21 protein-coding genes are annotated in these 26,078 nt (G+C 50.9%); 9 read left to right on the plus strand and 12 right to left on the minus strand.

The window, feature by feature from the left end:
• Nucleotides 1–225 precede the first annotated feature (225 nt).
• On the plus strand, nucleotides 226–1,221 hold the full coding sequence (cbiB, locus tag P4D80_RS10600; protein ID WP_421659110.1) for an adenosylcobinamide-phosphate synthase CbiB: 996 nt from the start codon (nucleotides 226–228) through the stop codon (nucleotides 1,219–1,221).
• Here the strand turns inward: cbiB and P4D80_RS10605 are convergent.
• The 5 genes from P4D80_RS10605 to P4D80_RS10625 all read right to left on the minus strand — a co-directional run bounded on the left by P4D80_RS10605 (nucleotide 1,214) and on the right by P4D80_RS10625 (nucleotide 4,961).
• Nucleotides 1,214–2,938, minus strand: coding sequence for an asparagine synthetase B family protein (locus tag P4D80_RS10605; RefSeq protein ID WP_421659111.1), 1,725 nt, complete (start codon nucleotides 2,936–2,938; stop codon nucleotides 1,214–1,216). The two genes, cbiB and P4D80_RS10605, sit on opposite strands and share 8 nt — an antisense overlap.
• A 269-nt stretch (nucleotides 2,939–3,207) precedes the next feature.
• Nucleotides 3,208–3,600, minus strand: a complete 393-nt coding sequence (locus P4D80_RS10610; RefSeq protein WP_421659112.1) for a hypothetical protein — start codon at nucleotides 3,598–3,600, stop codon at nucleotides 3,208–3,210.
• A gap of 516 nt (nucleotides 3,601–4,116) precedes the next feature.
• Entirely contained in the window at nucleotides 4,117–4,350 is a 234-nt protein-coding gene (locus tag P4D80_RS10615; RefSeq protein WP_421659113.1) for a hypothetical protein, read from the minus strand.
• A complete protein-coding gene (locus P4D80_RS10620) occupies nucleotides 4,347–4,769 on the minus strand; it encodes a glycogen debranching N-terminal domain-containing protein (RefSeq protein ID WP_421659114.1) in 423 nt (140 codons plus the stop codon). The genes P4D80_RS10615 and P4D80_RS10620 overlap by 4 nt, the downstream gene beginning before the upstream one ends.
• A gap of 6 nt (nucleotides 4,770–4,775) precedes the next feature.
• A complete protein-coding gene (locus P4D80_RS10625; protein ID WP_421659115.1) occupies nucleotides 4,776–4,961 on the minus strand; it encodes a hypothetical protein in 186 nt (61 codons plus the stop codon).
• Between the two features lie 18 nt (nucleotides 4,962–4,979).
• Here P4D80_RS10625 and P4D80_RS10630 point away from each other — a divergent pair, with 18 nt between their 5' ends.
• The 3 genes from P4D80_RS10630 to P4D80_RS10640 all read left to right on the plus strand — a co-directional run bounded on the left by P4D80_RS10630 (nucleotide 4,980) and on the right by P4D80_RS10640 (nucleotide 11,297).
• Complete coding sequence (locus P4D80_RS10630; protein ID WP_421659116.1) at nucleotides 4,980–8,033, plus strand: TIGR03936 family radical SAM-associated protein; 3,054 nt, start codon at nucleotides 4,980–4,982, stop codon at nucleotides 8,031–8,033.
• 399 nt (nucleotides 8,034–8,432) lie between these two features.
• Nucleotides 8,433–10,586, plus strand: a complete 2,154-nt coding sequence (locus tag P4D80_RS10635; RefSeq protein ID WP_421659117.1) for an Rne/Rng family ribonuclease — start codon at nucleotides 8,433–8,435, stop codon at nucleotides 10,584–10,586.
• 9 nt (nucleotides 10,587–10,595) lie between these two features.
• Nucleotides 10,596–11,297, plus strand: a complete 702-nt coding sequence (locus P4D80_RS10640; protein ID WP_421659118.1) for a ribonuclease HII — start codon at nucleotides 10,596–10,598, stop codon at nucleotides 11,295–11,297.
• On the opposite strand, the gene P4D80_RS10645 is transcribed toward P4D80_RS10640, so the two are convergent.
• On the minus strand, nucleotides 11,258–11,845 hold the full coding sequence (locus P4D80_RS10645; RefSeq protein WP_421659119.1) for a DUF1997 domain-containing protein: 588 nt from the start codon (nucleotides 11,843–11,845) through the stop codon (nucleotides 11,258–11,260). The two genes, P4D80_RS10640 and P4D80_RS10645, sit on opposite strands and share 40 nt — an antisense overlap.
• A gap of 262 nt (nucleotides 11,846–12,107) precedes the next feature.
• On the opposite strand from P4D80_RS10645, the gene pheA reads away from it, so the two are divergent.
• Entirely contained in the window at nucleotides 12,108–13,007 is a 900-nt protein-coding gene (gene pheA, locus P4D80_RS10650; protein WP_421659120.1) for a prephenate dehydratase, read from the plus strand.
• Between the two features lie 171 nt (nucleotides 13,008–13,178).
• On the opposite strand, the gene P4D80_RS10655 is transcribed toward pheA, so the two are convergent.
• From P4D80_RS10655 to tig, 4 genes are all read right to left on the minus strand, one after another.
• A complete protein-coding gene (locus P4D80_RS10655) occupies nucleotides 13,179–14,066 on the minus strand; it encodes an alpha/beta fold hydrolase (RefSeq protein ID WP_421659121.1) in 888 nt (295 codons plus the stop codon).
• Between the two features lie 86 nt (nucleotides 14,067–14,152).
• A complete protein-coding gene (gene clpX / locus P4D80_RS10660) occupies nucleotides 14,153–15,496 on the minus strand; it encodes an ATP-dependent protease ATP-binding subunit ClpX (protein WP_421659122.1) in 1,344 nt (447 codons plus the stop codon).
• 9 nt (nucleotides 15,497–15,505) lie between these two features.
• Nucleotides 15,506–16,120, minus strand: coding sequence for an ATP-dependent Clp endopeptidase proteolytic subunit ClpP (gene clpP / locus P4D80_RS10665; protein WP_421659518.1), 615 nt, complete (start codon nucleotides 16,118–16,120; stop codon nucleotides 15,506–15,508).
• A gap of 288 nt (nucleotides 16,121–16,408) precedes the next feature.
• Nucleotides 16,409–18,055 (minus strand): trigger factor, encoded by a 1,647-nt coding sequence (gene tig, locus P4D80_RS10670; protein ID WP_421659123.1) that lies wholly within the window; start codon nucleotides 18,053–18,055, stop codon nucleotides 16,409–16,411.
• A gap of 484 nt (nucleotides 18,056–18,539) precedes the next feature.
• On the opposite strand from tig, the gene P4D80_RS10675 reads away from it, so the two are divergent.
• The 3 genes from P4D80_RS10675 to P4D80_RS10685 all read left to right on the plus strand — a co-directional run bounded on the left by P4D80_RS10675 (nucleotide 18,540) and on the right by P4D80_RS10685 (nucleotide 22,495).
• Complete coding sequence (locus tag P4D80_RS10675; RefSeq protein ID WP_421659124.1) at nucleotides 18,540–19,580, plus strand: aspartate-semialdehyde dehydrogenase; 1,041 nt, start codon at nucleotides 18,540–18,542, stop codon at nucleotides 19,578–19,580.
• 139 nt (nucleotides 19,581–19,719) lie between these two features.
• Nucleotides 19,720–20,604, plus strand: coding sequence for a 4-hydroxy-tetrahydrodipicolinate synthase (gene dapA, locus P4D80_RS10680; RefSeq protein WP_421659125.1), 885 nt, complete (start codon nucleotides 19,720–19,722; stop codon nucleotides 20,602–20,604).
• Between the two features lie 127 nt (nucleotides 20,605–20,731).
• Entirely contained in the window at nucleotides 20,732–22,495 is a 1,764-nt protein-coding gene (locus P4D80_RS10685) for a ribonuclease J (RefSeq protein WP_421659126.1), read from the plus strand.
• A gap of 169 nt (nucleotides 22,496–22,664) precedes the next feature.
• Here the strand turns inward: P4D80_RS10685 and surE are convergent, their stop codons facing one another.
• Nucleotides 22,665–23,351, minus strand: coding sequence for a 5'/3'-nucleotidase SurE (gene surE / locus P4D80_RS10690; protein WP_421659127.1), 687 nt, complete (start codon nucleotides 23,349–23,351; stop codon nucleotides 22,665–22,667).
• A gap of 16 nt (nucleotides 23,352–23,367) precedes the next feature.
• Nucleotides 23,368–24,450: an ATP-dependent 6-phosphofructokinase gene (locus P4D80_RS10695; protein ID WP_421659128.1), complete on the minus strand. Its 1,083-nt coding sequence runs from the start codon at nucleotides 24,448–24,450 to the stop codon at nucleotides 23,368–23,370.
• A 355-nt stretch (nucleotides 24,451–24,805) separates the two neighbouring features.
• Here P4D80_RS10695 and era point away from each other — a divergent pair, with 355 nt between their 5' ends.
• Nucleotides 24,806–25,867 (plus strand): GTPase Era, encoded by a 1,062-nt coding sequence (gene era, locus P4D80_RS10700; RefSeq protein WP_421659129.1) that lies wholly within the window; start codon nucleotides 24,806–24,808, stop codon nucleotides 25,865–25,867.
• Nucleotides 25,868–26,078: the final 211 nt, after the last annotated feature.

A 26,078-nucleotide genomic window follows, 5' to 3' on the forward strand; every position in this document is an offset into this window, starting at 1 on the left:
CCGAAAACATTTTGCGGCATTGGGTTCACCGTCCTGATTTACTCGCAATAGTTTGTAATAATTCTCCTCATGTTGAATGGCAAGTTGCTTGTCGGATGAGGGAAGTGATGGGGGATGAGGGGTGGGGCATTGTCCTTGATATTCAGTACTTCATCACTCCATTACTTCAATCCCTTCCCACTCATCCACCCTCCTACTCCTCTCCCTTCCCAGAGCGGTGAGCTGATGATTACTAACGAAGCAGAAGTAAACTGGTCGATCGCCCAGGTGCTGAGTTGTCTACTGGCGGCTCTGCTCGACTTTTTAATTGGCGATCCTGTGGGGTGGCTGCATCCCGTGCAGGTGATGGGGTGGGCGATCGCTCACTACACGGATCAGGTACTTGCCCGGTTCAAATCGCCTTTTAGTCAGAGAATGGCGGGTATCATCCTGGGCACGGGGCTGATTCTAGGAAGTGGTGCGGCTGGATGGTGGATGGTTGAGATGACAAGATGGGTTCACCCACTGTTGGGAATGGGGATTGAGGTCCTTTTGCTGGCCAGTTGCTTTGCAGCCCGTAGCCTGAGAAATGCAGCTGAAAGCGTTTTGGAGCCCTTACGGGCGGGTAACTTAGACGAGGCGCGTTCTATTCTCAGTCGCTATGTTGGGCGAGATACGGCAAACCTTTCAGAACCTGAAATTCTCAGGGCGATTCTGGAAACGGTGACCGAAAATGCTACCGATGGGGCAATGGCTCCTCTGTTCTATGCCCTGGTAGGAGCTGCATTGCCAGGGATTGGCAGTGTTCCCTTGGCTCTGGCCTACAAAGCGGCCAGTACGCTGGACTCAATGGTTGGCTATCAGGAACCACCTTATACTTACCTGGGCTGGTTCAGTGCCAGAGCGGAAGATGGTTTGACCTGGTTACCCTGCCGCCTGACAGTACTGACCCTATCCCTGTTATCGGGAAGACCCTTTCACATCTGGAGAATTTGCCTGCGTGATGCGCCTAAAGATCCCAGTCCCAACTCTGGATGGAGTGAATGTGCCTATGCAGCAATGCTGGGAGTGCAGATGGGGGGAACGAACTGGTATCGAGGAGTGGCTAAACAGAAACCTCTGCTGGGGGATGCAATTGATGCGATCGCACCCTCCAAAATTAAGCAGGCGCTTCGCTTAACCCGGTACTGCTTTCTGATCTGGTTAGGGGTTGCTTTACTGGGATTTAGTCTGTTTATCTAAACCCATTGCTCTGAAGCCATAGCTCCAGGCTGACCAGTAGCCATAGTTTAACTCCATAGCGGTGCCAGGTATCTCCCTGGTAGTTGAGCCAGTCGCGGATCAGGGTCTGGTTGAGGTAGGGAGCGATCGCTGCCTTGCGGTCAGTCAGCAACGCTTTTGCTTGCCGGTTCCAATACTGGCGGAAGCCAAGCTGTACCGGAACCATCATGCCGCTTTTGGGGCGGTTGATAATACTTTCTGGCAGGAGATCGGCGACGGCTTGCTTAAGAACGGCTTTTTCCTGAACGCCGGATAGTTTGTACTCCGGCGGAATCTGCATACTCAGTTCAACTACTCGCGAATCGAATAACGGAGAGCGACCTTCAAGACCTGCTGCGCGCGTTAAATTGTTAACCTTTGTGAGAATATGATCTGCTCCCTTGAACTTGATATTTAGCGCCATCAGACGGTTTAAGTAGCGGATACTGGAATACAGGTCATCTGAAAAAACGGAAGGTTCTGCCTGAACCGCTGACCAGATTTCGGGTTTCAGGAGCTGGGACAAATCGGAAGCGCATTTTTGAAAGGAGACCAGGTATGCCGACAGCAAGTCTTGTTGGCTCGTTGTGCCGTAGAGGGCATGGATCAACATGGGCTGGTTTTTGGGTCCCCCAAAGCAGGGGTCGCCACCCTCACCATTAAGCACCACCCGTACCGATTGGCGTGCCAGTTGTCCGAGTAGCAGGTTCGGCACGGTGAGCGGATCGCCAATGGGGTCATCCAGATGGGCGATCGCAGCGGGCAACTGCTCCCACATCGCCCTAAACGAGATTTCCAGAATGTGGTGCTTGGTCTGCCAATACTTGGCAACCTGACTGGAGAACTCCAGTTCGTTGGGACAGTCAGCCCCAAAATGAATCGAATAGGTATGGATAGGGGCATCGTGAACCATTGCGGCCAGGGCAGTCACGCAACTGGAATCTAACCCACCAGACAGAAAGACACCAACGGGTTCGCCCTTGGGCAGATGGTCTTGGATGACTGAATTGAGTAGGGAGCGAAGGCGATGGCCATGCCATTCCAGCGGTTGGTCTGCTCCAGTAATGGCCTCTTGCAACTGCCAGTAGACCTGAGTGCGCCCCTCTCCCAGGTTCACACAGGTGCCAGGGCGCACTTCCCGGATGGGCTGCCACAAGGTTCGTTCACCCGGCACAAAAGCACAGCAGAGGTAATCTCGCAGTGCTACCAGATCCAGGTTAGGGGAACAGTGCTCGGTCAGGGTACGAAGTTGAGAAGCCGCCCAGCGAAGAGAGCCATCTGGAGTGTAGTAGAGGGTGTAAGCACCAGCGCGATCGCGCCCCAACCAGAGCACTTTCTGGTCTCGATCCCATACAACAAGGGAAAAGGCACCAACAAGCATTCCCCAAGTATCTGTGCCGTACTGCTCCCAAAGTTGGGAGATCAAAAACAGTGAATTGCCCTGCCATTCAGGAGAATGTTTTCCTAACTTTTGTAACAGTTCTGAGGCGGTAGGCAGCCAGGCGTCTCCTATCAGGACAAACCTTTGTGACGGACTCAGCACAGGTTGAGAGGGCACAAAAATAGCGATGCAGTCATCACTCCAGACCGCATCGCCACTCACAGAGCCAACCTTTCCCCAGGCAACCTTCCAGGGGGGGCGATGAAAAAACCTGGAAGTATCTGAGGAAGAAGATTGGTTTGACCACAAATCCACCATCGTGAACTGCGTTGAATGAAAACAGGCTATCAGTTATTTGAATGCTCACTATTAGCTATTTTCAAACCAGGAAGCTTCCCATGAACGTCTACCGCAATCCCAGTTTAGATTGTGAGAAAAGTCAGACTGTGAGAAAAGTTACAAGGCTTCTCAATCTCACGACTGATTTATTTATTAGGATTGCTATAGTCTAGCAAACAAAGATTTTATTAGGGGTGCAAGGGTTCCATCCCTACACCCCAATGTTGCAAAATTTAAGGTTTACAACACTAGCGCTTCTTAATATTCCGGGCCATATCGCGGAACATATCCATACTGGTGTCAGCACGGCGGCGCTCAGCGGCTTCATCTACTCTGGGGGTGAGTGATTGAGAATCGTTAACTGTATCAAGCGCTTTGTTCAAACTAACGTCTCGCTTAGTCAAGGAAGAAATTTCAACCATCACCTCCATCTCCTCTTTACTATCAGCAGTTTTTGGAAAAGTCCGCTTGACAACCTTCGCGGTTCGCATATAGTTCACATTACCCAGGGTACGAGCGTCATCCGCTTCCAGAAAGTACGGCTGAGAATTCTGAGAAGATTGAGGAGTTGCTACTGGAAATTGTGAAGACTGCTCTGTGGGCTTCCCTGCACCAAACAATCCCTTGATGAATCCAATCATAGATAGTCCTGCTCGCCAAAGAATGTAGCTTTATGTAAACGATTATAAAAAAATATGTCGTTAGATTTGATACCGTCCAGGCGAAGTTTTGGAGAAAGCAAAGCAAGCTGACAATCAAACTGTCACACCCAAACAGGATGACAAACTTGGGTACGCCCGCCGCAGGCAGTCGATGGTCTGACCCACTATCGTAGTCAAACAATCGAAGCGCACCAAATATCTTCCAGCGGGCGTTGCTGAATTTGGGTATGAATAGGTGCTGTATGTTCGAAACTTCGTTTCGATTCATACGCTTTTCAGTAATGCCTTCCAGCGATTGACGGTATAGTCACTTGACATCTTCATTGGTTGAATCGACTTCTGTGGCATCGGCCAACTACTGGCAGTGAAGCCGTTCAATTTCGGTATTGATTGAACGAGTATCTACCGCCGCCTGATAGCAAAAATCTAACTGGATAGTGCTCAAATCGTAATGATTTTTGAATTGTTAATGATGGCGGCTAGCGCTGCTCATCATTACCTTGTTAGGTCTACCTCTAACTGTTCACGGATATGCTCGTTATCCGCCAGGATGTAATCAGCACAGGTATGCCAGGTTTGTTGCCAGTTCAATCTCAAACGTAATGCACCCATTGGCATAGTGAGGCGAGGATGAACAATAGCTGAGACGATAGGTGAGACAGCGGTAGAACTCACCATTGCAATACTTTGTAGATAGCTCCTGATTTGCTTCATCCCAACGGGTTTCAATCCGGCCTCGACGCACAAATTGACGGGACTCCACCTGAAAAAATGTTGGCAAAATCCGATCGCAATGCAATTCCCAAATTGAACCGGGCCGTCTGCAACCCATAGTTGGTAAGGTCGAGGTCCTCGTGAATTCCCTGCTCTACCGCCCGGCTGATTACCAGAGCAAGCGTCCCTTCCTGGATGAATCCATCCCTGGAGACGAAATTTGGATTTGTGAGATAAACCCGTACAGCGTAATAGGTCGTGGTCGTCGAAGTCAATCGTTTCAACACATGCCCGTCAAGGTAATAGGCATAGTAGCTCAGAAACCGGGTGTCATCAGAAAAAATGTCCAGGTGCCCTTCGGGATTGATTCGCCTGTTCAGGTCGGTCAGCATAAAGGTGTTATCGTGATTGATCGTCAAAATAGGTGGACCCACAGTAATTCACATCGTCAAATCCTCTAAGCCCCAGAGCGTTGGTTGGGATTGCCAGTACAGAATGTCAGGAAGGATATCCGCCTTCCCTTCACCTTCAAAAGCAAATGTGACGAGAAAGTGACAGAGGGGGCCTTCCTTCCCCTTCTCATTAACTTCGCTATACTGAGCAGTGCAATCAGGTTCGTTCTGCACAGACAAGAGGACTTTGCCGTGGCGATCGCCGTTGAAGAGTTGCTAACCACTGAAATCTTGCGACCAGCTCGTTACCTGGGTAATGAGTTGGGTGCGATTCATAAACCGTGGAATAGTGCAACAGTGCGTTGGGTCCTCACCTATCCTGAAGTATATGAGGTGGGAGCCTCTAATCTGGGCCACATCATTCTTTACAACATTCTGAACGCCCAACCCCGGCAACTGTGCGATCGCGCCTACCTACCCACCCCCGATCTGGCCGCCAAACTGCGTTCTACCCAGACTCCCCTGTTTGCAGTCGAGTCCCGCCGTCCCCTCACCGACTACGACATCCTCGGCTTTAGCCTCAGCTACGAATTGGGAGCCACCAACATTTTAGAAATGCTGGATCTGGCAGGAATTCCCCTAACCTGGCAAGAGCGGAGGGAGGCGGAAAAGAGAAGGCAGGAGTCGGGAGGCAGGAGCCAGGAGCCAGGAGCCAGAAGCCAGGAGCCAGAGATTGGGAACTGGGGACTGGGGACTGGGGATCTGGTATTGGGACAAGTCAGAGCGCAACACTCAACACTCAACACTCAACACTCCTCCACTCCTCCACCTATCCACCCATCTCCCCCCTCACCTCCTCACTCCATCACCCCTCCCTACCCCCTCATCTTCGCCGGAGGGCAAACCGCTACTTCCAATCCCGAACCCTATGCCGATTTCTTTGACTTTATTGCTCTGGGAGATGGGGAAGAACTGTTGCCCGAAATTGGGTTGGTGATTGAAGAAGGGAAGCAGGCAGGGTTGAGCCGAGAAGAACTGCTGCTCGATCTGGCCCAGATACCAGGGGTCTATGTGCCTCAGTTTTATGACATGGCGGCGGATGGATCGGTTCACCCCAATCGCCCCGATGTGCCTGAGCGGATTTTGCGCCGGGTTGCCACGCCTATGCCTGCCTACTCAATCGGTCTGGTACCCTACGTTCAAACAGTACACGATCGCCTTACGGTAGAAATTCGGCGGGGTTGCACCCGTGGCTGCCGCTTTTGCCAACCTGGGATACTGACCCGTCCCGCCCGCGACGTTGAACCCGCTGCCGTGGTAGACGCAATTGAGAAGGGGATGCGTGCCACGGGGTACAACGAATTTTCTCTGCTGTCCCTCAGTTGCTCTGATTATCTGGCATTGCCTGCCGTCGGAGTGGAAATCAAGAACCGTCTGAAGGATGAAAATATCTCCCTGTCTCTTCCCAGCCAGCGGGTCGATCGCTTTGATGAAAATATTGCCCACATCATCGGCGGCACCCGCCAAACAGGGATTACCTTCGCCCCCGAAGCGGGTACCCAGCGAATGCGGGATATCATCAACAAAGGCTTGACCAACGACGAACTCCTGCGCGGTGTCAAAACTGCCTTCGAGCAGGGGTGGGACAAAATTAAGCTTTACTTTATGATTGGGCTCCCCGGTGAAACGGATATGGATGTGCTGGGAATTGCCGAAACTGTTCGCTGGCTTCAGCGAGAGTGCAGCGGTAAAGGCCGAAAACGCCTCAGCTTCAACCTGACCATTTCTAACTTCACCCCCAAACCCCACACTCCTTTCCAGTGGCATTCCGTGTCCACCGCTGAATTTGAGCGCAAGCAAGCCCTTCTCAAAGAAGAGTTCCGCCACATCCGGGGGCTGAAGGTCAACTTTACCGATGTCCGCATTTCCGCCATGGAAGACTTTGTCGGCAGGGGCGATCGCCGCCTCTCCGCCGTCATCCGCCGCGCCTGGGAACTGGGAGCCGGAATGGATGCCTGGTGGGAAAGCCTCGATCGCGCCTTTAACGCCTGGACACAAGCAATCAGCGAAACTGGACTCACCTGGAAATACCGTCAGGTCGAAAATGGCGAATGGAATGTGTTTGGCGATTCAGGAGCCAGGAGTCAGGAGCCAAGAGCCAGGAGCCAGGAGGCAGAGACTGGGGACTGGGGACTGGGGACTGGGGATCTGGTATTGGGACAACTCAGAGCGCAACACTTAACACTCAACACTCAACACTCCTCCACTCCACACATTCACTCATCTCCCCCCTTCCCCTCCTACGATTCCCCCCTTCCCTGGGATCACATTGATACAGGGATTGACAAGCGGTGGCTGAAGGAGGATCTGCAGCGAGCACTGGAGGCAGCGGTTGTACCCGACTGTTCCTTCAACGGGTGCTCCCACTGCGGCGTATGTGGAATGGACTTTGGGCATAATGTGGTGGTTCCACCGCTGCCTATTCCCCCATTTGAGGGACACTTCGTCCCCAATCAGCAAAAAGCTCAGCGTCTGCGCGTGTGGATGGGTAAACAGGGTGAAATGGCCCTCCTCAGCCACTTGGATCTCATTCGCCTACTTGATCGGGCTGTACGTCGTGCTGCCATTCCCATTGCCTTTACAGGAGGTTTTCATCCCGGTCCCCGCATTAGTCCGGCTAATGCCCTACCTCTGGGAGTCACCAGTCGTGGCGAAATCATCGACTTTGAGTTGACACAGCCAATGGAAGCCGCCGAATTTCAAGTAAAACTTGCGGCTCAGCTTCCAGTCGATATTCCCATTTATCGGGTCGAAGAAGTTCCGCTCAATTCTCCTTCGGCAACCCAAATCCTGGAAAAAGCCGAATATACGATTACGGTCAGTGCCCTCCAGCCCGATGGAGATAGCGACTTGGGCGAACCAACTCTGGAGCAATGGCAGCAGTGGGTTGAAGCCGTCAAGGCCAGAAATGACATCTGGCAGGAGCAAACCACTAAATCCGGCAAAAAGCAAATGGTGAATTTGCGCGATCGCCTCTACGAACTCTGGCTTGAAACAGGATCAAGAAGCCAGGAGTCAAAAATCGGGAGTCAGAAAGTGAAAGAAGAAATAGAGGAGCAAGAAGAGTGGGAAAAATTACCCATCTACTTATCCGCCCCCTCTATCCCTCTCCACTACATCGGCAGTTGCCGCAACGATGGCACCCTGCTTCGCCCCGATCAGGTAGTCTACATGCTGGAGAAGGTCGCTAACCGGGCCTTTCAGCTTGGCAAGGTAAGGCGCGATCGGCTAATTATTGAATCTTGAATTTTAGTGGCGAACAAATCTACCCACGCTATAATGCATCACAATAGAAGCTGTTGCGGATAATAGACTCTTAGGGGTTCCGCTGCTAGCAAGCCTGTGTTCGTGCTTGAGTACAGCTTATTTCACCAGAGCTTTCGTACATTCATTACAAAATCTGGTGTCCCCCTCAAGGGATGGGCATCTCGCTGGTAGGGTTGATTTGATTCAGTGGTCAGTCGCCATATCCAAGGGCTCTGAGGTGAATAGATGCTTCATCTCAGAGTATAACAGCTTCGATCATTGCCTTTGCGTAGTCTGGAATTCTTATACTGCGCTTGGGTTCTTTAGCCGAAACAAGGTGAGTGGATACAAGCTTGCGCTATCCTCACCGAACCAGAAATTTTGAGGAAAATTAACTGAATGCCGAAGCAAATTATTATCGCCGAGCAGCACCGAATTGCTGCTGTCTTTTCAGAAGATCAGATTCAAGAACTCATTGTTGCCACCGGTAGCCATCAAGTCAGCGATATTTATCTTGGAATTGTTGAAAACGTCCTGCCCGGAATCGATGCCGCTTTTGTCAACATTGGAGATAGTGAACGAAACGGCTTTATCCACGTCACTGATTTAGGTCCTCTGCGCAAACGCCGCACCGCTGGATCCATTACCGAACTATTGGAACCTCAACAGAAGGTACTGGTTCAAATCATGAAAGAGCCAACCGGGAACAAAGGTCCCCGGTTGACGGGCAATATTTCATTACCTGGTCGCTATCTGGTCCTGATGCCCTATGGTAAGGGCGTTAACCTTTCCCGCCGAATTCGGAACGAGAACGAGCGCAACCGCCTGCGGGCACTGGCCATTTTAATCAAACCAGCGGGCATGGGAATTGTTGTCCGCACTGAAGCGGAAGGAATGCCAGAGGAAGCGATTATAGAAGATCTGGAAACACTTCAACGGCAATGGGAGAACATCTTGCAGGAAGCAATGACGACCCGTGCTCCAGCCCTCTTAAACCGCGATGATGATTTTATCCAGAAGGTGTTGCGGGATGTTTATAGCGCAGATGTTAACCGGATTGTTGTGGATTCCCACACGGGGTTGAAGCGCGTCAAGCAACATCTGATGAACTGGGCGGGAGGCAAAATGCCACCAGGTTTGCTGATTGACCACCACCGCGATCGCATCCCTGTTCTAGAATACTTCCGCGTCAACGCAGCGATTCGGGAAGCCCTCAAACCCAGGGTTGACCTGCCCTCCGGTGGTTACATTGTGATTGAGCGAACAGAAGCCCTGACAGTTATCGACGTGAACTCTGGCTCCTTTACCCGCTCTGCCACAGCCCGCGAAACCGTACTGTGGACAAACTGCGAAGCTGCTACTGAAATTGCCCGTCAGCTACGTTTACGCAACATTGCCGGGGTGATCGTCGTAGACTTCATTGACATGGACTCTCGCCGTGACCAGTTACAGGTGTTAGAACACTTCAACAAAGCCCTGCGAGCAGATAAAGCCCGTCCCCAAATTGCCCAACTTTCTGAACTGGGTCTGGTAGAACTCACCCGGAAACGCCAGGGCAAGAATATTTACGAAATCTTTGGTCGTCCCTGCCCAGCCTGTGGTGGATTGGGACATCTGGTGCACCTCCCTGGCGAATCAGAGTCAGAAGAAGGCGAACCAGTAGAGCGTCCGGTTGCTACGGCTTTAAGAGAAGCTCGCACGGCCGATGTGCGCGGGCGCGGGCGCGGACGAGACAATGGCTTACCCGATATTCCGGGTGTACCTGATCTGTTCTGGGAAGACCGCAGCGATGATCTGGAAGAGGGCAATGACTTACAGGAACTGGGGCTGACCCATCCCAATTACCAGGAAGTGGGCGGAAATAATCGCCGCCGTCGCCGCCGTCGGGATGATGACCGTCCACCCCGTCCGGGCTATGCTGGATCTATTGCCAGAGTTGAACCAGGAACGGATACCGACCCCTATGCTCCGCTAGAGGAACCTTCCTTTCCCGGGAAAAGCGATCGCGGTCGGCGGGGAGGGCGTGGACGAGGGAGAGATAGTGGCCACGAACTGCCATCGCTTGCCCCAGAGGTAGCAGCGGGGCAGGAACCCCCCGAAACAGGGTACGGGGAAGAACGACGCGGTCGCCGACGGGAACCCAATAAATCCACTGAACCACCGGAAATTATCGCGGTTGAAATGACGCCTGAAGAGCAAGACGTATATGCCTGGATGGGAATTTCTCCCCTGGCACTGGCCAACCAGGAGGTGAAGAACCCCAAATCAGCCATCATCTCAGTCGTACTACCCGGACAAGAACCCCCTCCGGTTGAGCCAGAGTCCGTTGCTGTGTCTTCTCGAAGTAGCGCCCCAGCAAAACCTATTTTGGCTTCAACCCGAACTGAACCGACAGAAGAGAGGGCGACTGCAGCCCCTTCTACAGAACTGCTCACTGAAGAGGAAGAAAGCCCTGCTCAGGAATCAACCGGCGAATCTGAACCTGCGGGGTCAGAAGCAGGCGCAGTCGTTCGCCGTCGCCGTCGCCGGTCGTCAGCCGCCGCTGCGGAGTAGCCAGAATGTATGGCAAGAAAGCAAAGCGTTTCAGTTGATCAGCTAACACTTCCTGGCTTAGGCCATGTGGGTTTACCCCAGGTGCCGCAGGGCGCGATCGCGGGGGTCGATGAAGTTGGTCGAGGAGCTCTATTTGGTCCGGTCGTTGCCGCGGCTGTAATTTTGCCCGATGTTGCCCTGGCAGAGCTTTCTGCGGCAGGAGTGACCGATAGCAAACTGTTAACAGCAGAACAGCGACAGAGGCTCGCTATTCACATTCGCGCGACTGCCCTCGACTGCCAGGTTGGCTATGCCTCCGTTTATGAAATTGACCGACTCAATATCTTGCAGGCGTCACTGCTGGCCATGAAGCGAGCGGTGATGAAACTGAAATTACCACCAGACCTGTGTTTAATCGACGGAAATCAGAAAGTTCCGGGACTGTTTTTTCCCCAACAAACCATTATCAAAGGGGACCAGCGATCGCTTCCCATTGCCGCCGCAAGCATCATTGCCAAAGTCTGGCGAGATGAGCTGATCACCCGCCTTGCCCCTAAATACCCCCAGTACAATCTGGCTACTAATAAAGGCTACGGCACTCCTTCCCATCGCCGTGCCATCCAGGAGTTTGGAGCTTCCCGCCTGCATCGAATGTCCTTCAATCCCTGTCGGGTCAAAGAGGAAAGACCCAATCAAGCGATCGGAGTATTCGGTGACAACAGTGGCGATTGAATTGGCGTTTCAATTTCACTTTCCGACGCAGCCCATTTGTAATAATCTGCCAGGAGGTGATGCATCAGGCGTTGCTTAACAGTCAGTAGCACACTCTTCAGCAACCCGTTTCCAGTGGTTTCCAGCAAAGCTCTGGGAGTGAACATCAGGGGTGGAGGCATTTCCACCCGCACTTCCAGATCGGCCTTTCCCCACAGGAGAGTAGTCCCATTAACCTGCTGGGGCTGCAACTTACCCACTAAATTCAGGGAAAACCGCTGATTGATATACTCGACCCCGCGAATTTCGCAGGCAACCGAATGAAGATGAACGGTTCCATCAGGTTCTGTCCAGACCCGCATATCCACAGTTGGCTGAAGACTCAGCATCATAAAACTTAACGGACGCATTTTGAGCCGAAATAATTCGTCACCTAGTTGCTCAATTTGGCTGGAAGCCGCTAAAGCGTTCACAAGCCGTTGAGGCTGACGCAGATAATGCTGAATCGGGATGGGTTGTTCAGAAACCACCATCTCAACCGTTTGGGAAGCTATAAAGCGAGTATCCATTTGGGAAGAACCAACGGGTTAGATTGAACCTGCTGTAAACAATTCTAAACAAATATAAAGAAATGGATCAGCATCTTTGGCAGTATAAATACCGAGATGCCATGACAGTCCATTCTTACAGAGTTCAGGTACCTTAACTCATGTGTTACGAGAAATTAAGCATTGAGGTTCATAGAACCTTTACATTTGACCTCCCACCCAGGCAATGAAAGAGTAGTGCAAGAGGTTTTTCCATCTCACCGAAAAGTCGTGAAGTAACGTTATGGCTCTATCAATTGCCCATCTGGGACCTTCGGGGACCAATGCGGAAGTGGCTGCAATCCTTTACGCCAACTGGCTGGCGCAAAAAACTGGACAGGAACCAGTATTGTGTCCCTATCCCAGCATTGCTCAAACATTGAAGGCGGTTGGCCAGGGGCAGGTCAATCAGGCAGTAGTTCCTGTTGAGAATTCTGTTGAAGGCAGTGTCACCATTACTTTAGATACATTGTGGCAATTGGGTACCCTACAAATTCAGTGGGCACTGGTGTTGCCAATTGTCCATGCTCTGCTTTCTGAGGCAAAGACTACGGAAACCATCCGCATGGTTTATTCCCATCCTCAAGCCCTGGCCCAGTGTCAGGGTTGGCTAGAGACATTTTTGCCAACGGCTCAATTGATTCCAACCCCCTCAACTACTGACGCACTGCAACATCTGGAAGATAATCCCACGGTTGGTGCGATCTCCTCCCACCGGGCTGCCCAAATTTATAACATCCCAATTCTCGCCAGCCCCATCAATGACTACCCGGACAACTGCACCCGCTTCTGGATACTGAGCTTGCAACCCTCACCGGGGGGACACTGTACTTCCCTGGCATTTACTGTTCACGATACCCCAGGAGCATTGGTAAAGCCCCTCCAGGTCTTTGCCAATCGGGGCATTAATCTGAGTAAGATCGAGTCTCGCCCAACCAAGCGATCGCTGGGAGACTATCTGTTTTTCGTTGATCTAGAAGCCGATGCACGGAACCCAGCGGTTCAGGCTGCTTTAGAGGAGCTGGCTCGCAATACAGAGACGTTGAAAATTTTCGGTAGCTACGGAGTTTTACCATCCCAGCCTTTTTTGGGTGAGGAAAGAGGTATCGCTAGTGTCAGGTATAGCGGTAGTCATTATGGTTAGGACGGGGTGCAGGGTGGAACCCCTGGCTGGAGGCGAAGCCCCCACTCCCTTTCTAATTCCAATGTTCTAACGCACCTGCGCAGAACTATATGCAGAACTATATTAGGTATCAGAAGGAAGGAATGAGAGGGGGAGCAACCAAATGGCTTCGGTTCGGGAATTCTGATTTGCTTAACGACTGTAACTGCTGGCGGGCGATCGCTGCTTCTGCTCAATTCCTAAAAAATCTCGGATGATTTGGAGATAGGTTTCGGGGTCTTCCAGCATGGGGAAGTGAGCGGTATCGGGAATTTCTACAAATTCAATCTGATCACTAAGTGCCGCGGCCTGCCGTCCCATCTGAGCGGGAATAATGATGTCCCGTTCACCTGAAACCATCAGTGTTGGCACCTGCAACCGGGCAAACTCCTGGGGCATGGCTTCCGCAGCCTTTTTGCTGACACAGGTAAAGATCGTTCCCAGGGCAGCCTCGTAGTTTGCCATCAAAAAGTCATCTAAAAAGGCACGACTGATGGTGCCAGGTAGCGATCGATAAAGAAACCGCTTCATGAATAGCCGATCCATCAGAGGCAAACCATAAAGCCAGCGTGGGCGAAATTTCACAACATAGCTGCCAAATTTGTGGAAGGCGTTAAAGGCTTTTTCATCGTATTCAAAAATGCCATTGCAGGTCAGGATTGCCCGCTGCACTCGCTCCGGATAGAGGTTTAAGAAATAGACTGCGATCGACGCTCCAGCGGAATGAGCATTCAGATAAATCTGTTTAATTTCTAGCGCATCCAGCAGGATAGCCAGATCTTCAGCATACGTGTCCAATTCATAGCCGGGGCAGTCAAATCTCTCCACTGGAGCTGTGCTGGATCGCCCAAATCCACGCATGTCATAGAGCAAACAGTCAAATACATCTGAAATCGCACGGGCAGTGCTTTCCCAGTAACGGGCAGAGCCACCCCATCCATGCACAAACACCATAACCGGTTTACCCGAGGGCTCTGGACTTCCTGACTCGGTAATCCATTCGTAGTAATGGGTGTAACCGCGAATCTGAAGGTATGGCATTTCGAAAAACGGTTTGAGCTGAAAGCCTCAAATTTTGAGTGAACATCCGAATTCAAAACTCAAAACTCACAATCCATCGCTCCCAATTAAGCCGATTCAGGCTTGGGAATGGAAGAAGGGTGAAGTAACAATTCAGCGGTTGAGCGCTTTTCAACCATTTCGCGGGTAATGACACAACGGGTGACATCTTTCCGGGAGGGTAACTCGTACATTACGTCCAGCATCAGCTCTTCCACAATGCTGCGGAGGGCGCGGGCTCCAGTCTTGCGGCGGTAGGCTTCCTGGGCGATCGCCCGCACCGCATCTTGCTTGAACTCCAGAATCACATTGTCCATCTTCAGCAGTTTCTGGTACTGCTTCACCAGCGCATTCTTGGGTTCGGTCAAAATCTCAGTGAGTGCGTCTTCATCCAGTGGATCCACAACCGCCATCACCGGCACCCGCCCAATGAACTCTGGAATCATGCCAAATTTCACCAGATCATCAGGTTCCAGATACTTCAAAATATCCGCGGCTCGCTTCTCCTTCGGTTGATTTTCTCCCGGTTGAATAAAACCAATTGATTTCTTACCAATCCGCTGTTCGATCGCCTTGTCGAGACCAACGAATGCGCCCCCGCAGATAAACAAAATATTGCTGGTGTCAATCTGGATACAATCCTGGTAAGGATGTTTCCGTCCGCCCTGAGGAGGAACATTGGCGATCGTTCCTTCCAGCATCTTCAGCAGAGCCTGCTGCACCCCTTCCCCAGACACATCTCGCGTAATTGAAGGATTTTCACTCTTACGGGCAATCTTATCAATTTCATCGATATAGATAATGCCTCGTTGAGCTTCCTCCACATCCAGATCGGCCACTTGCAGGAGGCGCAGTAGAATGTTTTCCACATCTTCACCCACATACCCCGCTTCAGTCAACGTAGTGGCATCTGCAACCGCAAACGGGACATCCAGAATCTCTGCCAGAGTCTGAGCAAGGAGTGTTTTGCCACACCCCGTAGGGCCAATCAAAAGAATATTCGACTTTTGTAGTTCGACGGAATCATCCGGAGTAACCTTGCCATTTCCCTTAGCCTGGACGAAACTGAGGCGTTTGTAGTGGTTATAAACTGCTACCGAAAGGATTTTTTTTGCTTCATCCTGCCCAATGACATGTTCATCTAAATATTTCTTAATTTCTCTGGGCTTAGGAATCTGGTTAAGGGAAAGGTTAGCAGCCCGTGTTTTGCGCTTTTCGGGAGATTGTTCACGCCGGGGAGCAGGTTGAGGAGCTGCTGCACTAGAGTCAAACAGCTCCTCATCCAAAATCTCGTTACATAAATCCACACACTCGTCGCAAATGTAGACTCCCGGTCCGGCAATTAATTTTCGAACCTGCTCCTGAGACTTGCCACAGAAAGAACATTTGAGATGGGAGTCATACTTGGACATATCTGCCTCTTATTTAACTGCAGCGATAGTCTCTCCCGCTTTCGGGAGATTTTGCCTGGAAATCACCTGATCAATCAGACCATATTCCTTAGCATCGGTGGCGGACATGAAAAAGTCGCGATCAGTATCAATCTCTATTTTCTCCAGAGGTTGCCCGGTATGGAAAGAGAGTAGCTCATTGAGCTTACGCTTATGGTATAAGATTTCCCTGGCCTGAATCTCAATATCAACTGCCTGACCCTGGGCTCCCCCTAAGGGTTGATGAATCATAATGCGAGAATTGGGCAGAGACATACGCTTTCCAGGCGCACCAGCAGCCAGCAAAAACGCCCCCATGCTGGCTGCCAACCCATAACAAATCGTTACCACATCAGGGCGAACCTGCTGCATGGTGTCATAAATCGCCATACCAGCGGTGACAGAACCACCGGGGGAGTTTATGTAAAGCTGAATATCTTTCTCCGGATCTTCGGCATCCAGGAAAAGCAGTTGGGCAACGACAGAATCGGCAACATTGTCGTCAATAGGTGTGCCGAGGAAAACAATGCGTTCCCGCAGCAGGCGAGAATAAATATCGAAAGCACGTTCGCCCCGGCCGGACTGCTCAACCACCATAGGGACGATACTAGTAGAACCCAGGGAATAAATGTCCAGGGAGTTGAGGCTGTTAATGGAATAGTGGTTTGAGCGAGATATAACCATAGTCGAATCCGTTAAATTTTAGGAATCACTGACAAAAAGAGCAACCGTTAACAGCGACTTTTTACCGTTTTTACCGACAGACGTATAGGTGTCTATCCAAGATTATGCCTCAATTATCCTAAGACTTGGGAAACCCTACGGTTAAATGCTCTGGCTATTTTAGCTTGGGTATTTCAAGGTGCAATACTTTCTCGTAAAAGATCTCAGAATTTATTCACCATCAGATGTTTTTGATTTTGCTTTGGAAGATTTACGCTTGGCGGGTGCTTCCTCTTTGGAATCGGGTTCCTTTTTGAGAGTTGACTCTTCTTCTGACGCAGAAACATCTTCGGCTGTCTTACTGGTTTTCTTAGAAGTCTTTTTGGGTTTGGCTGGAGCTGCATCGACTGGAACTGCATCAACTGGAGCTGCGGTGGGCTCCTCAAGTTTCGCTGACTCTAACGTTTCGGCAGAAACGTCTACTGCCTCTTCTGGGGGTGCTGTAACTTCCAGGTCTGTGGCTTCGGATTCAGTTTCCTCGGCTTTGGCCAGGGTGCCTTCAGGGACCAGTTCAATAGTGGAGTGTTCGATCAGCCAGTTAACAATTTTTTCACGCAACAAATCTTCGGAAACGACTTCTTGCAAGCGATCGCGATCAATGTCTAGACTTTCCTCACCCAACTCCTCCAGAATTTCCTCAACCCTGCGAGTCACTGCTTCGGGCTCAACCTCAATCGCTTCCCGTTTGGCAACCTCACCTAAAGCCAGCGTGCGTTTGATGCGGTTAATCGCTTCGGGGCGCGATCGCTCCTTTAGCATCGGAATCGTATCTTGATTAAAGAACTGGCGGATGTCTAGCCCCTGTTTCTGGAGTTGAACGGCTGTCTGATTAATCATGAAATTTAGTTCCCGGTCAACCAGCGTCTCCGGAAGGTCAACCTCAAGGTGCTTGATCAGTTCGTTCAAAATTGCCTGCTCTTTGTTAGCAGCTGTCTTGTTGTCAGCTTCTTCCTGATAGCGCTTCTCTAGCGATTCCCGCAATTCTGCCAGGGTTTCGTACTCGCTCACTTCTTGAGCGAAGTCATCATCCAGGTCAGGCAATTCCTTCTCTTTAAGTTCCTTCAGGGTAATAGTGAAAACTGCCCTCCGTCCTGTCAGATTGGGCTGGGCATAGTCCTCCGGAAATTCAACTGGAACTTCCTTCGTTTCGCCAACTGACATGCCCACAATGCCATTGACAAAACCGGGAATAAATTTCTCCTCATCCAGCTCTACCTGAAAGTCGTCTGCCTGACCGCCTGGAAATTCCTCTGGTTCGGCATCCGGCTCGTCACTGACCAGAACCCCCTTGAAATCCACGACAGTCACATCTTTCAATTGGGCCGGGCGACCTTCAACCGGAACGAGGGTGGCTGTTTGTTCCCGATACTGTTGTAGAACTCGATCCACCCGTTCGGGATCGGGTTTGATTTCCTCTGCCTGAACTGTAAGATCTCGATACTGGTTGAGCTTCACTTCTGGCTGTACATCCACCGATGCCGAAAAGGTAAGGGGAGATCCCGGCTCGTACTGGGTCACTAACTCTTCAAAGGAGGAGCGCAGTTGAAAATTTCCCAGGGCGTCAATCTTTTCCTGCTCAAGAGCTTGCTTAAAACTATCGTCAATCAATTCTTCCAGCGCAGCCGCTTTTAACTGTAGAGAGCCGAGCCGCTGTACCAGCACCTGCCGGGGCACTTTACCCTTCCGGAACCCAGGAATATTTGCCGAGCGAGTAAATTTCTGGATCACCTGCTCATACGCCTGCTTGGTCATTTCGGGCGTGATCTCTATTTCTAAGCCAATCTGGCTGGCGGGAAGTTTTTCCTGGGTTACTTTCATCGTGTAGTTACTGTTCAGACAATTTCTTGTGTGAGGTTGGATTGGTTTGAGGTCGGATTGGTTTGAGGTCGGATTGGTTTGAGGTCGGAGCATCTGGAGTTCAAAATTCCCGCTAATTGGGCCACTCTATTAGTCATGTAACACAATGCGATCGCCTTTGGATCGCGCCACCGCAAACCGCAATAAGTTATGGTAACTGATTCTGATGAGGGGTAACTGAGTAGAGGAGGGGAATCTTAAAGATTTGAACGGGAAGAGACAAAGATGAAAGAGCAAAGAATCCAGTAGTCAGGGGCTGGGAGCTAGGGAACAGGTATTGAGATAACTCGGACCTCAAAACTCCTCACCCCTCTCTAAGAACTAACAACGAACAACCAGCAACTACCAACTGACCTTCACCCCACCATCACCCATCCATCCATTTCCCACTCCAAAAATCCGCTAAAATTGGGAGACTCACTTTAATTGTTAAGGATTAATCGATTTGGCTGAGTCCTATCGAGTCGCCATTTTAGGGGCGACAGGTGCAGTTGGTACGGAATTGTTGACCTTGCTAGAGGAAAGAAGCTTTCCTCTGGCTAGCTTGAAACTACTGGCGTCGGCGCGATCAGTAGGACACACCCTCCCGTTTAAGGGAGAGGCACTGCCTGTGGAAGCAGTGGATAAAAAAACTTTTGACGAAGTGGATATTGTGCTGGCCTCTGCGGGTGGCTATACTTCAAAAGAATGGGTACCCCAAGCCGTCGCGGCTGGGGCAGTTGTGATTGATAATTCCAGCGCCTTCCGCATGGATCCCACTGTCCCTCTGGTAGTGCCGGAAGTAAATCCTCATGCGGCAGCTTCCCATCGAGGCATCATCGCTAACCCTAACTGCACTACGATCTTGATGGCAGTTGCCATCTACCCGTTGCATCAGGTGCAGCCCATCCGACGAATTGTGGCAGCAACCTACCAGTCTGCCAGTGGGGCCGGGGCAAAGGCAATGGAAGAGGTTAAAGTTCAGGCGCAAGCCATCTTAAATGGTCAGGAACCAATAACGAACATCTTCCCCTATCCATTGGCGTTCAACCTATTTCCTCATAACTCGAAGTTGAACGAGCAGGGGTACTGTGAAGAAGAAATGAAAATGGTGAATGAAAGCCGTAAAATTCTTGGTTCACCAGATTTGCGGGTCACTGCAACCTGTGTACGGGTTCCCGTACTACGGGCACACTCAGAAGCGATTAATCTGGAGTTTGACCAACCGTTTAGCCCTGTTAAAGCCAGGGAAATTTTGAGACAAGCCCCAGGGGTTAAGGTTGTCGAAGACTGGCAGGCTAATTACTTCCCCATGCCCATTGATGCTAGCGGCCAGGATGATGTACTGGTGGGGCGCATCCGGCAGGACATTTCTCACCCATGCGGGCTTGAGCTGTGGCTGTCCGGTGATCAGATTCGCAAGGGTGCGGCCTTAAATGCGGTGCAGATTGCCGAACTATTGATAGAAAAGAATTGGGTAAAACCCGCTGTGGCAATGGCGAACTGAATCATTATTGCGAAGTCAACGGTCAAAGGCTATTGACAAACAGCGAAGAACAAATGACAAATGACTAGTGACCCATAATGGACTCCATGACCATAACCAGAAAATCACGAACTGCTAGCAATCCATCAGCGATAGACGTGTGGTAGATTTCGGAAGAGTTATAACTGCTATGATCACGCCATTCGATTCGGATGGCAGTGTGAATTATGACACGGCAGAAAAGTTGGCAGCTCACCTAGCTGATAACGGCTCCGATGGGCTGGTTGTTTGTGGCACAACTGGTGAATCACCAGCTCTAACCTGGGATGAAGAATACGAGCTATTCCGTGTTGTGCAGGGGGCTGTGGCGGGGAAAGCTAAGGTTATTGCCGGAACAGGTTCTAACTCAACGCGAGAGGCGATCGCAGCAACCCAAAAAGCCGCTAAACTAGGATTAGATGGCTCTCTACAGGTCGTTCCGTACTACAATAAGCCGCCGCAGGAAGGGCTTTACCAACACTTTAAGGCGATTGCCGAGTCTGCTCCCGACCTGCCGATTATGCTGTATAACATACCAGGGCGTACTGGACAAAACCTGCAAGTTGAAACCATTAGTCGTCTCGCTGAAATTTCGAATATTGTATCTATCAAGGAAGCAAGTGGCGACCTTGACCACGCTAGCGAGATCCGCCGTGTAACTCCTACCGAGTTTTCTATTTACTCTGGGGATGACTCTCTGACTATGCCCTTACTGGCAGTAGGTGCAACGGGAGTTGTAAGTGTTGCTAGCCACCTGGTTGGGCCCCAGCTCCAGCAAATGATTCAGGCTTTTGCAGCAGGGCAGGTTCAAACCGCGATTCAAATGCATCTCCAACTGTTCCCCTTATTCAAGGCATTGTTTTTGACGACGAATCCAATCCCAGTGAAGTCGGCACTAAAACTTCAAGGTTGGCAAGTTGGCAATCCCCGTCTTCCCCTGGTTGACATTCCCACTGATTTGGGCACAAAGTTAAAGTCTGTCATGGTGGATCTGTCACTGCTTTAAAGCCACCTATTTTCAAGCTTTCTGACAACTGAATAAGTTTCTAAGTTTTACCAACGCCCATCCCAATCATTGGGATTGAAGGTTTCTAAGTGCATTCACTCTTCTGTTCGTTCGATTAAGGATACCAATGACCCAAACCAATTCCTCTTCTGTGCTCAAAATCATTCCCCTGTGGGGACTCCACGAAATTGGTAAAAATACCTGCGTTTTTGAGATTAATGACGAAATTGTGCTGCTGGATGCAGGCTTGGCGTTTCCCACCGATGGGATGCACGGGGTGAATATCGTCTTGCCTGACACGACCTATCTGCGGGAGAATCGCCACAAAATCAAAGGCATGATTGTAACCCACGGTCACGAAGACCATATTGGTGGCATTCCTTTTCACCTGAAACAGTTTGAAATTCCGGTGATCTACGGTCCGCGCCTGGCGATAGCACTGCTGTCGGACAAGTTGGAAGAAGCGGGTGTCTCAAAGCGGACAGAACTGCGAACTGTTGGCCCCCGTGAAATTGTACGGATTGGTAACTCCTTTTTTGTCGAGTTCATTCGCAATACTCACTCGATCGCCGATAGTTTTACAGTTGCTATTCGCACTCCAGTTGGAGTAGTAGTTCATACGGGGGACTTCAAGATTGATCATACGCCTGTGGATGGGGAGTTTTTTGACTTTCAAAGACTGGCGGAGTACGGCGAGAAAGGAGTTCACTGCCTGATTAGCGACTCCACTAACTCAGAAGTGCCTGGATTTACACCCTCGGAGCGATCGGTGTATCCCAACCTTGACCGGGTCTTTGGTCAGGCACAGGGTCGGCTTCTGGTAACCACCTTTGCCTCTTCGGTACACCGAATCAACATGATTCTAGACCTGGCGAAGAAGCATGGGCGAGTGGTTACAGTTGTCGGGCGTTCCATGCTGAACGTGATTGCCCACGCCCGCAATCTGGGCTACATCAAGTGTGAAGATGATCTGCTCCAACCGTTGCACGTGGTTCAGAAAGTTCCTGATGAGAATGTGTTAATTTTGACAACTGGCTCCCAGGGCGAACCAATGTCGGCGATGACCCGAATTGCCAATGGTTCCCATCCTAAAATTAAGATTCAGCCGGGTGATACTGTTGTTCTGTCGGCGAACCCCATTCCTGGAAACACGATCGCCGTCGTCAACATGATTGACAAACTAATGATGAAGGGCGCAAAGGTCATCTATGGCCGGGAGCAGGGTATCCACGTCTCTGGCCACGGTTGCCAGGAGGATCAGAAACTGATGATCGGGCTCACCCGTCCCAAATTTTTCTTGCCGGTTCATGGGGAACACCGGATGCTGGTAAGGCACGCCCAAACAGCCCAAAGTATGGGTATTCCAGCAGAAAATATGGTAATTATTGACAATGGTGACGTTGTGGAGCTAAGCGAAAATTCTATCCGAATCGCAGGTAAAGTGCCAGCGGGGCTGGAATTAGTGGATGCTTCTCGCTCTGGTGTAGTCAACGACAACGTACTGAAAGAACGGCAGAGACTGGCAGAAGATGGCATCGTTACTGTGGCCGCTACGCTCGATTGGGAAGGTCAGTTGATTGCACCACCTGAAGTCCATTTGCGCGGAGTTGTGACCTCCATTTCCTGCACCGAACTGAAGACCCGTGTGCAGGACATGATTGAGTTTGTCGTTCGCGATCGCTGGGCCGAATTTGCCCGTCCGCTGTGTGAGGGCGGCAAGATTGAAATTGATCGCGTTGGACTTCAAGCTCAAATTGAGCGGGAGTTAGTCAGAATGCTACGGCGCGAACTGCAAAGCAATTCGTTACTGGTGTTCTTGATGCAAATGTCGGAAGAGCCATTGGTTAAAGCTTCTAGCCGGGGACGCCGGGTAGAGGCGATCGCCTCCTAAACCCCATCAAGAAATCGGGTTTCTTTTGCTGAAATATCTGAAATATCAGGGATTGACTCAGTCCGTGCTGGGAAACCCGGTTTCTATAGAATTTAAGGTATCTTTCAGCTGTGATTCAGGAACTTAGCGGAAATAGGGAGATTACAGAACCCCTTCTTAAACCTTCTGTTCAAATACAAATCTGGGTTACGGCAATTCGACCAGAAAAGCAGACTTCCACATCTCCACCCGGATCGCGGCGGCGTTTCTGATATTCGCCAGCGTAGTGAAAGTAGTCCCCTTCAACTCGATAATCGGCGGGTAGGGGTTGGGTGCAGGGTTTGCAGAAAACAATTTCGGGCAGGGGTGAGTCAGGTTCCAGGTGGGGCAGGTTAACGTTCCAGAAGGTTCCTGGCTCAAGCGGGCGAGATACTAGCTTCTCCAAAACGTTCATCGTCAGGTAAGCCGCCAAGTTCCAGTCAATTTCCTGTCCCCTGCGCTTGTAATGGGAGATAGCGATCGCTGGAATCCGATGCAAAGCTGCCTCCCTGACGGCAGCTACCGTCCCGGAAATGTAGACATCTGACCCCAAATTTCCCCCCGCATTAATACCAGAAAGCACCCAGTTTACTTCCGGGCAAAGATGACTGAGGGCAATTCGCACACAATCCACGGGGGTACCGGCAATGGCATATTCCACCTCAGAGCGTTTCTGCACGTAGATTGGGACAGTCGTTGTTACCTGATGTCCACAGCCCGACTGGTGCTCCAAAGGAGCCGCAATCAATGGTTTGGCATCAAATTGCCTGACCGCTTCCAATAACGCTCGAATGCCCGGAGCTTCAATGCCATCGTCATTGGTAAGGAGTAAAGTCATAAGATAGCTTACTCCTTCAGTCTCCCAAATAAATTCCCAGGCCGCGGGCAGTTTTGACTAAGACACCGTTGGGGTTGACGGCAGCATACCCGGCGATCGCCTCGCTGATGGGAACACTAACCACCCGACGATTTTGCCAGGTAACCACATGGTCAAACTTGCCTTCTGCGATCAAGTCAACGGCGGCAACGCCAAAGGTAGAACCAAGCAGGCGATCGAGGTAGGATGGTGTGCCGCCCCGCTGGGTATGCCCTAAAACCGTCACCCGGGTTTCTGCCCCAATCCGTCCACAAATTTGTTCGGCAAGGTACTGACCAATGCCTCCCAGGCGGCACTGTTCCAACCCCTTAGAGCTGGAAACGGTTGCGCCAGCCTCAGTCCGCACAGCTTCTGCTACGACAACCAGACAATAATTTTTGCCCTGCTCCTGGTGTTGCTTAATCGTGCGGCAGATTCCTTCAATGGAGTAGGGAATTTCTGGAATCAGGATGACATCTGCACCCCCAGCAATTCCAGCCGTAATAGCGATATGCCCGGCATCCCGCCCCATCACTTCCAGAATCATCACCCGGCTATGGCTGGCAGCCGTAAAATGCAAACGGTCCAGGGCTTCTGTTGCAATTCCCACCGCAGTATCAAAACCAATTGACATTTCGGTTACGCCCACATCGTTATCAATCGTTTTGGGAATGCCAACCAGTTTCAAACCACCTTGACCTGCCAAACGCTGGAGAATGGCCAAACTACCATCTCCTCCAATCCCAATCAGGGCATCCAGTCCAAGCGAGTGGTAGCCTTCGATGATTTCCTGAGAGCGATCGCGCAAGCTGCCATCGGGCATGGGAAACGCAAACGGATCCCCCTTATTTGTCGTTCCTAAAAATGTGCCCCCTGCTGTCAGATAGGTGTTCACCTTATCAGGCGTCAGGTTGATGGCTTGAGGAGGGCGCATCATCAACCCATGCGTAGCCTGACAAATACCCAAAACCTCCCAATCATAGGTATTCACAGCCCGGTGAACCACTGCCCGAATAGCCGCGTTCAAACCAGCACAATCCCCACCGCTAGTTAGAATACCAATTCGCTTAATTTCGTCCATAGCCTTGCCTGCCCAATGATTAGTGTTCCGTCACCCTTGACGCTCGTATTTCCCATCTGTAGTTTTCGTTTGAGAGACATTTCATGGAACATCTCTGTCGAGCTCTATCCACAGATCTGAAACTATAGCGATCGCCACCAGACTTAGAATGGGGTGCAGGGGTTCCACCCCTAGCTGGGGGCTGCGCCCCCCCTTAAAACCAATGTCCTAAGCAACCCGGCGACAGCTATATCAACTACCCTCGCCGCTGCCCGTTCCTCTGTAAGCTAGAGTGATTGGATAGCTGTTTTGACTTTATCTGCTCTGGTAACCAGAACAGCTTAAGCAGGGTTGAAGGATATCGATGTAGATTTACATGAGCGACGTTGAAGATCATCTCTTACCGCCAATTGACTTGCCAATTGACTTTGGGATCATTCCTCCTGCTCCAGAAGGGTTTCGTTCTGGCTTTGTCGGTATTGTCGGGCGTCCCAATGTTGGCAAGTCAACCCTGATGAACCAATTGGTTGGGCAGAAAATTGCTATCACTTCCCCTGTTGCCCAAACTACCCGCAACCGGTTGCGGGGGATTTTGACCACTCCAACTGCGCAGATCATTTTTGTAGACACTCCAGGAATCCACAAGCCCCACCACTCTTTGGGTGAAGTCCTGGTAAAAAACGCTCAGATCGCCATTCGATCAGTAGATGTGCTGCTGTTTGTGGTGGATGGTTCAACTGAAGCAGGCGGAGGCGATCGCTACATTGCCGATTTGCTCAAAGAAGCTGAGGTACCAGTGATTCTAGGAATTAATAAGGCGGATCAACAGGAGGCAGGGGGTAGGAGCCAGGAGTCAGAAGTCAGGGGTCAAAAGTCAGGAGCCAGGAGAAACATCTGTGGCCTGTCACCTGCATCAGAACTCAAAATTTCTTCCCATCCACTTGACCAAACCTATCGAACCCTGGCAGAAGAACATCACTGGTCTGTCACCAAGTTTTCTGCACTCACGGGGGAAGGGGTGGAATCGCTACTGCAACTCCTGATTCAGCATCTGGAACCCGGTCCCTACTATTACCCGCCCGATCTGGTCACTGACCAGCCTGAACGATTCATTATGGGCGAACTGATTCGAGAACAGATTTTGTTGCATACCCGCGAAGAGGTGCCCCACTCCGTGGCGGTTACCATTGACAGGGTTGAGGAGGAACCAACCATCACGCGAATTCTGGCCACAATTTATGTGGAGCGAAATTCGCAGAAAGGCATTGTGATTGGCAAGAAGGGATCGATGCTGAAGGAAATTGGCACCGCTGCCCGTCAGCAAATTCAAAAGCTGGTGATGGGAAACGTATATCTGGAACTATTTGTCAAAGTGCAACCCAAATGGCGGCAGTCTCGCACGCAGTTGGCAGAGCTAGGTTACCGAGTGGAAGAGTAACAGGAAAAACTATCCTTAATTTAATTGCGCCCGGTACAGCACAGTGGGAATAGGGATACCATTCTGGCTCCTTCCTACTCCCCATTCCCCAACCCAATAGTTGCTGGACTGATGCCATCGTCCACTAACTACTTACTTAGGATCATGGATTTAATAACACCGCATTCTTTGAGTGAACTGACCTCTCCCCCTTCCCCTCGCCGACTCGGAG

This window comes from Leptothermofonsia sp. ETS-13 (assembly GCF_049200465.1).
Classification (GTDB): domain Bacteria; phylum Cyanobacteriota; class Cyanobacteriia; order Leptolyngbyales; family Leptolyngbyaceae; genus Leptothermofonsia.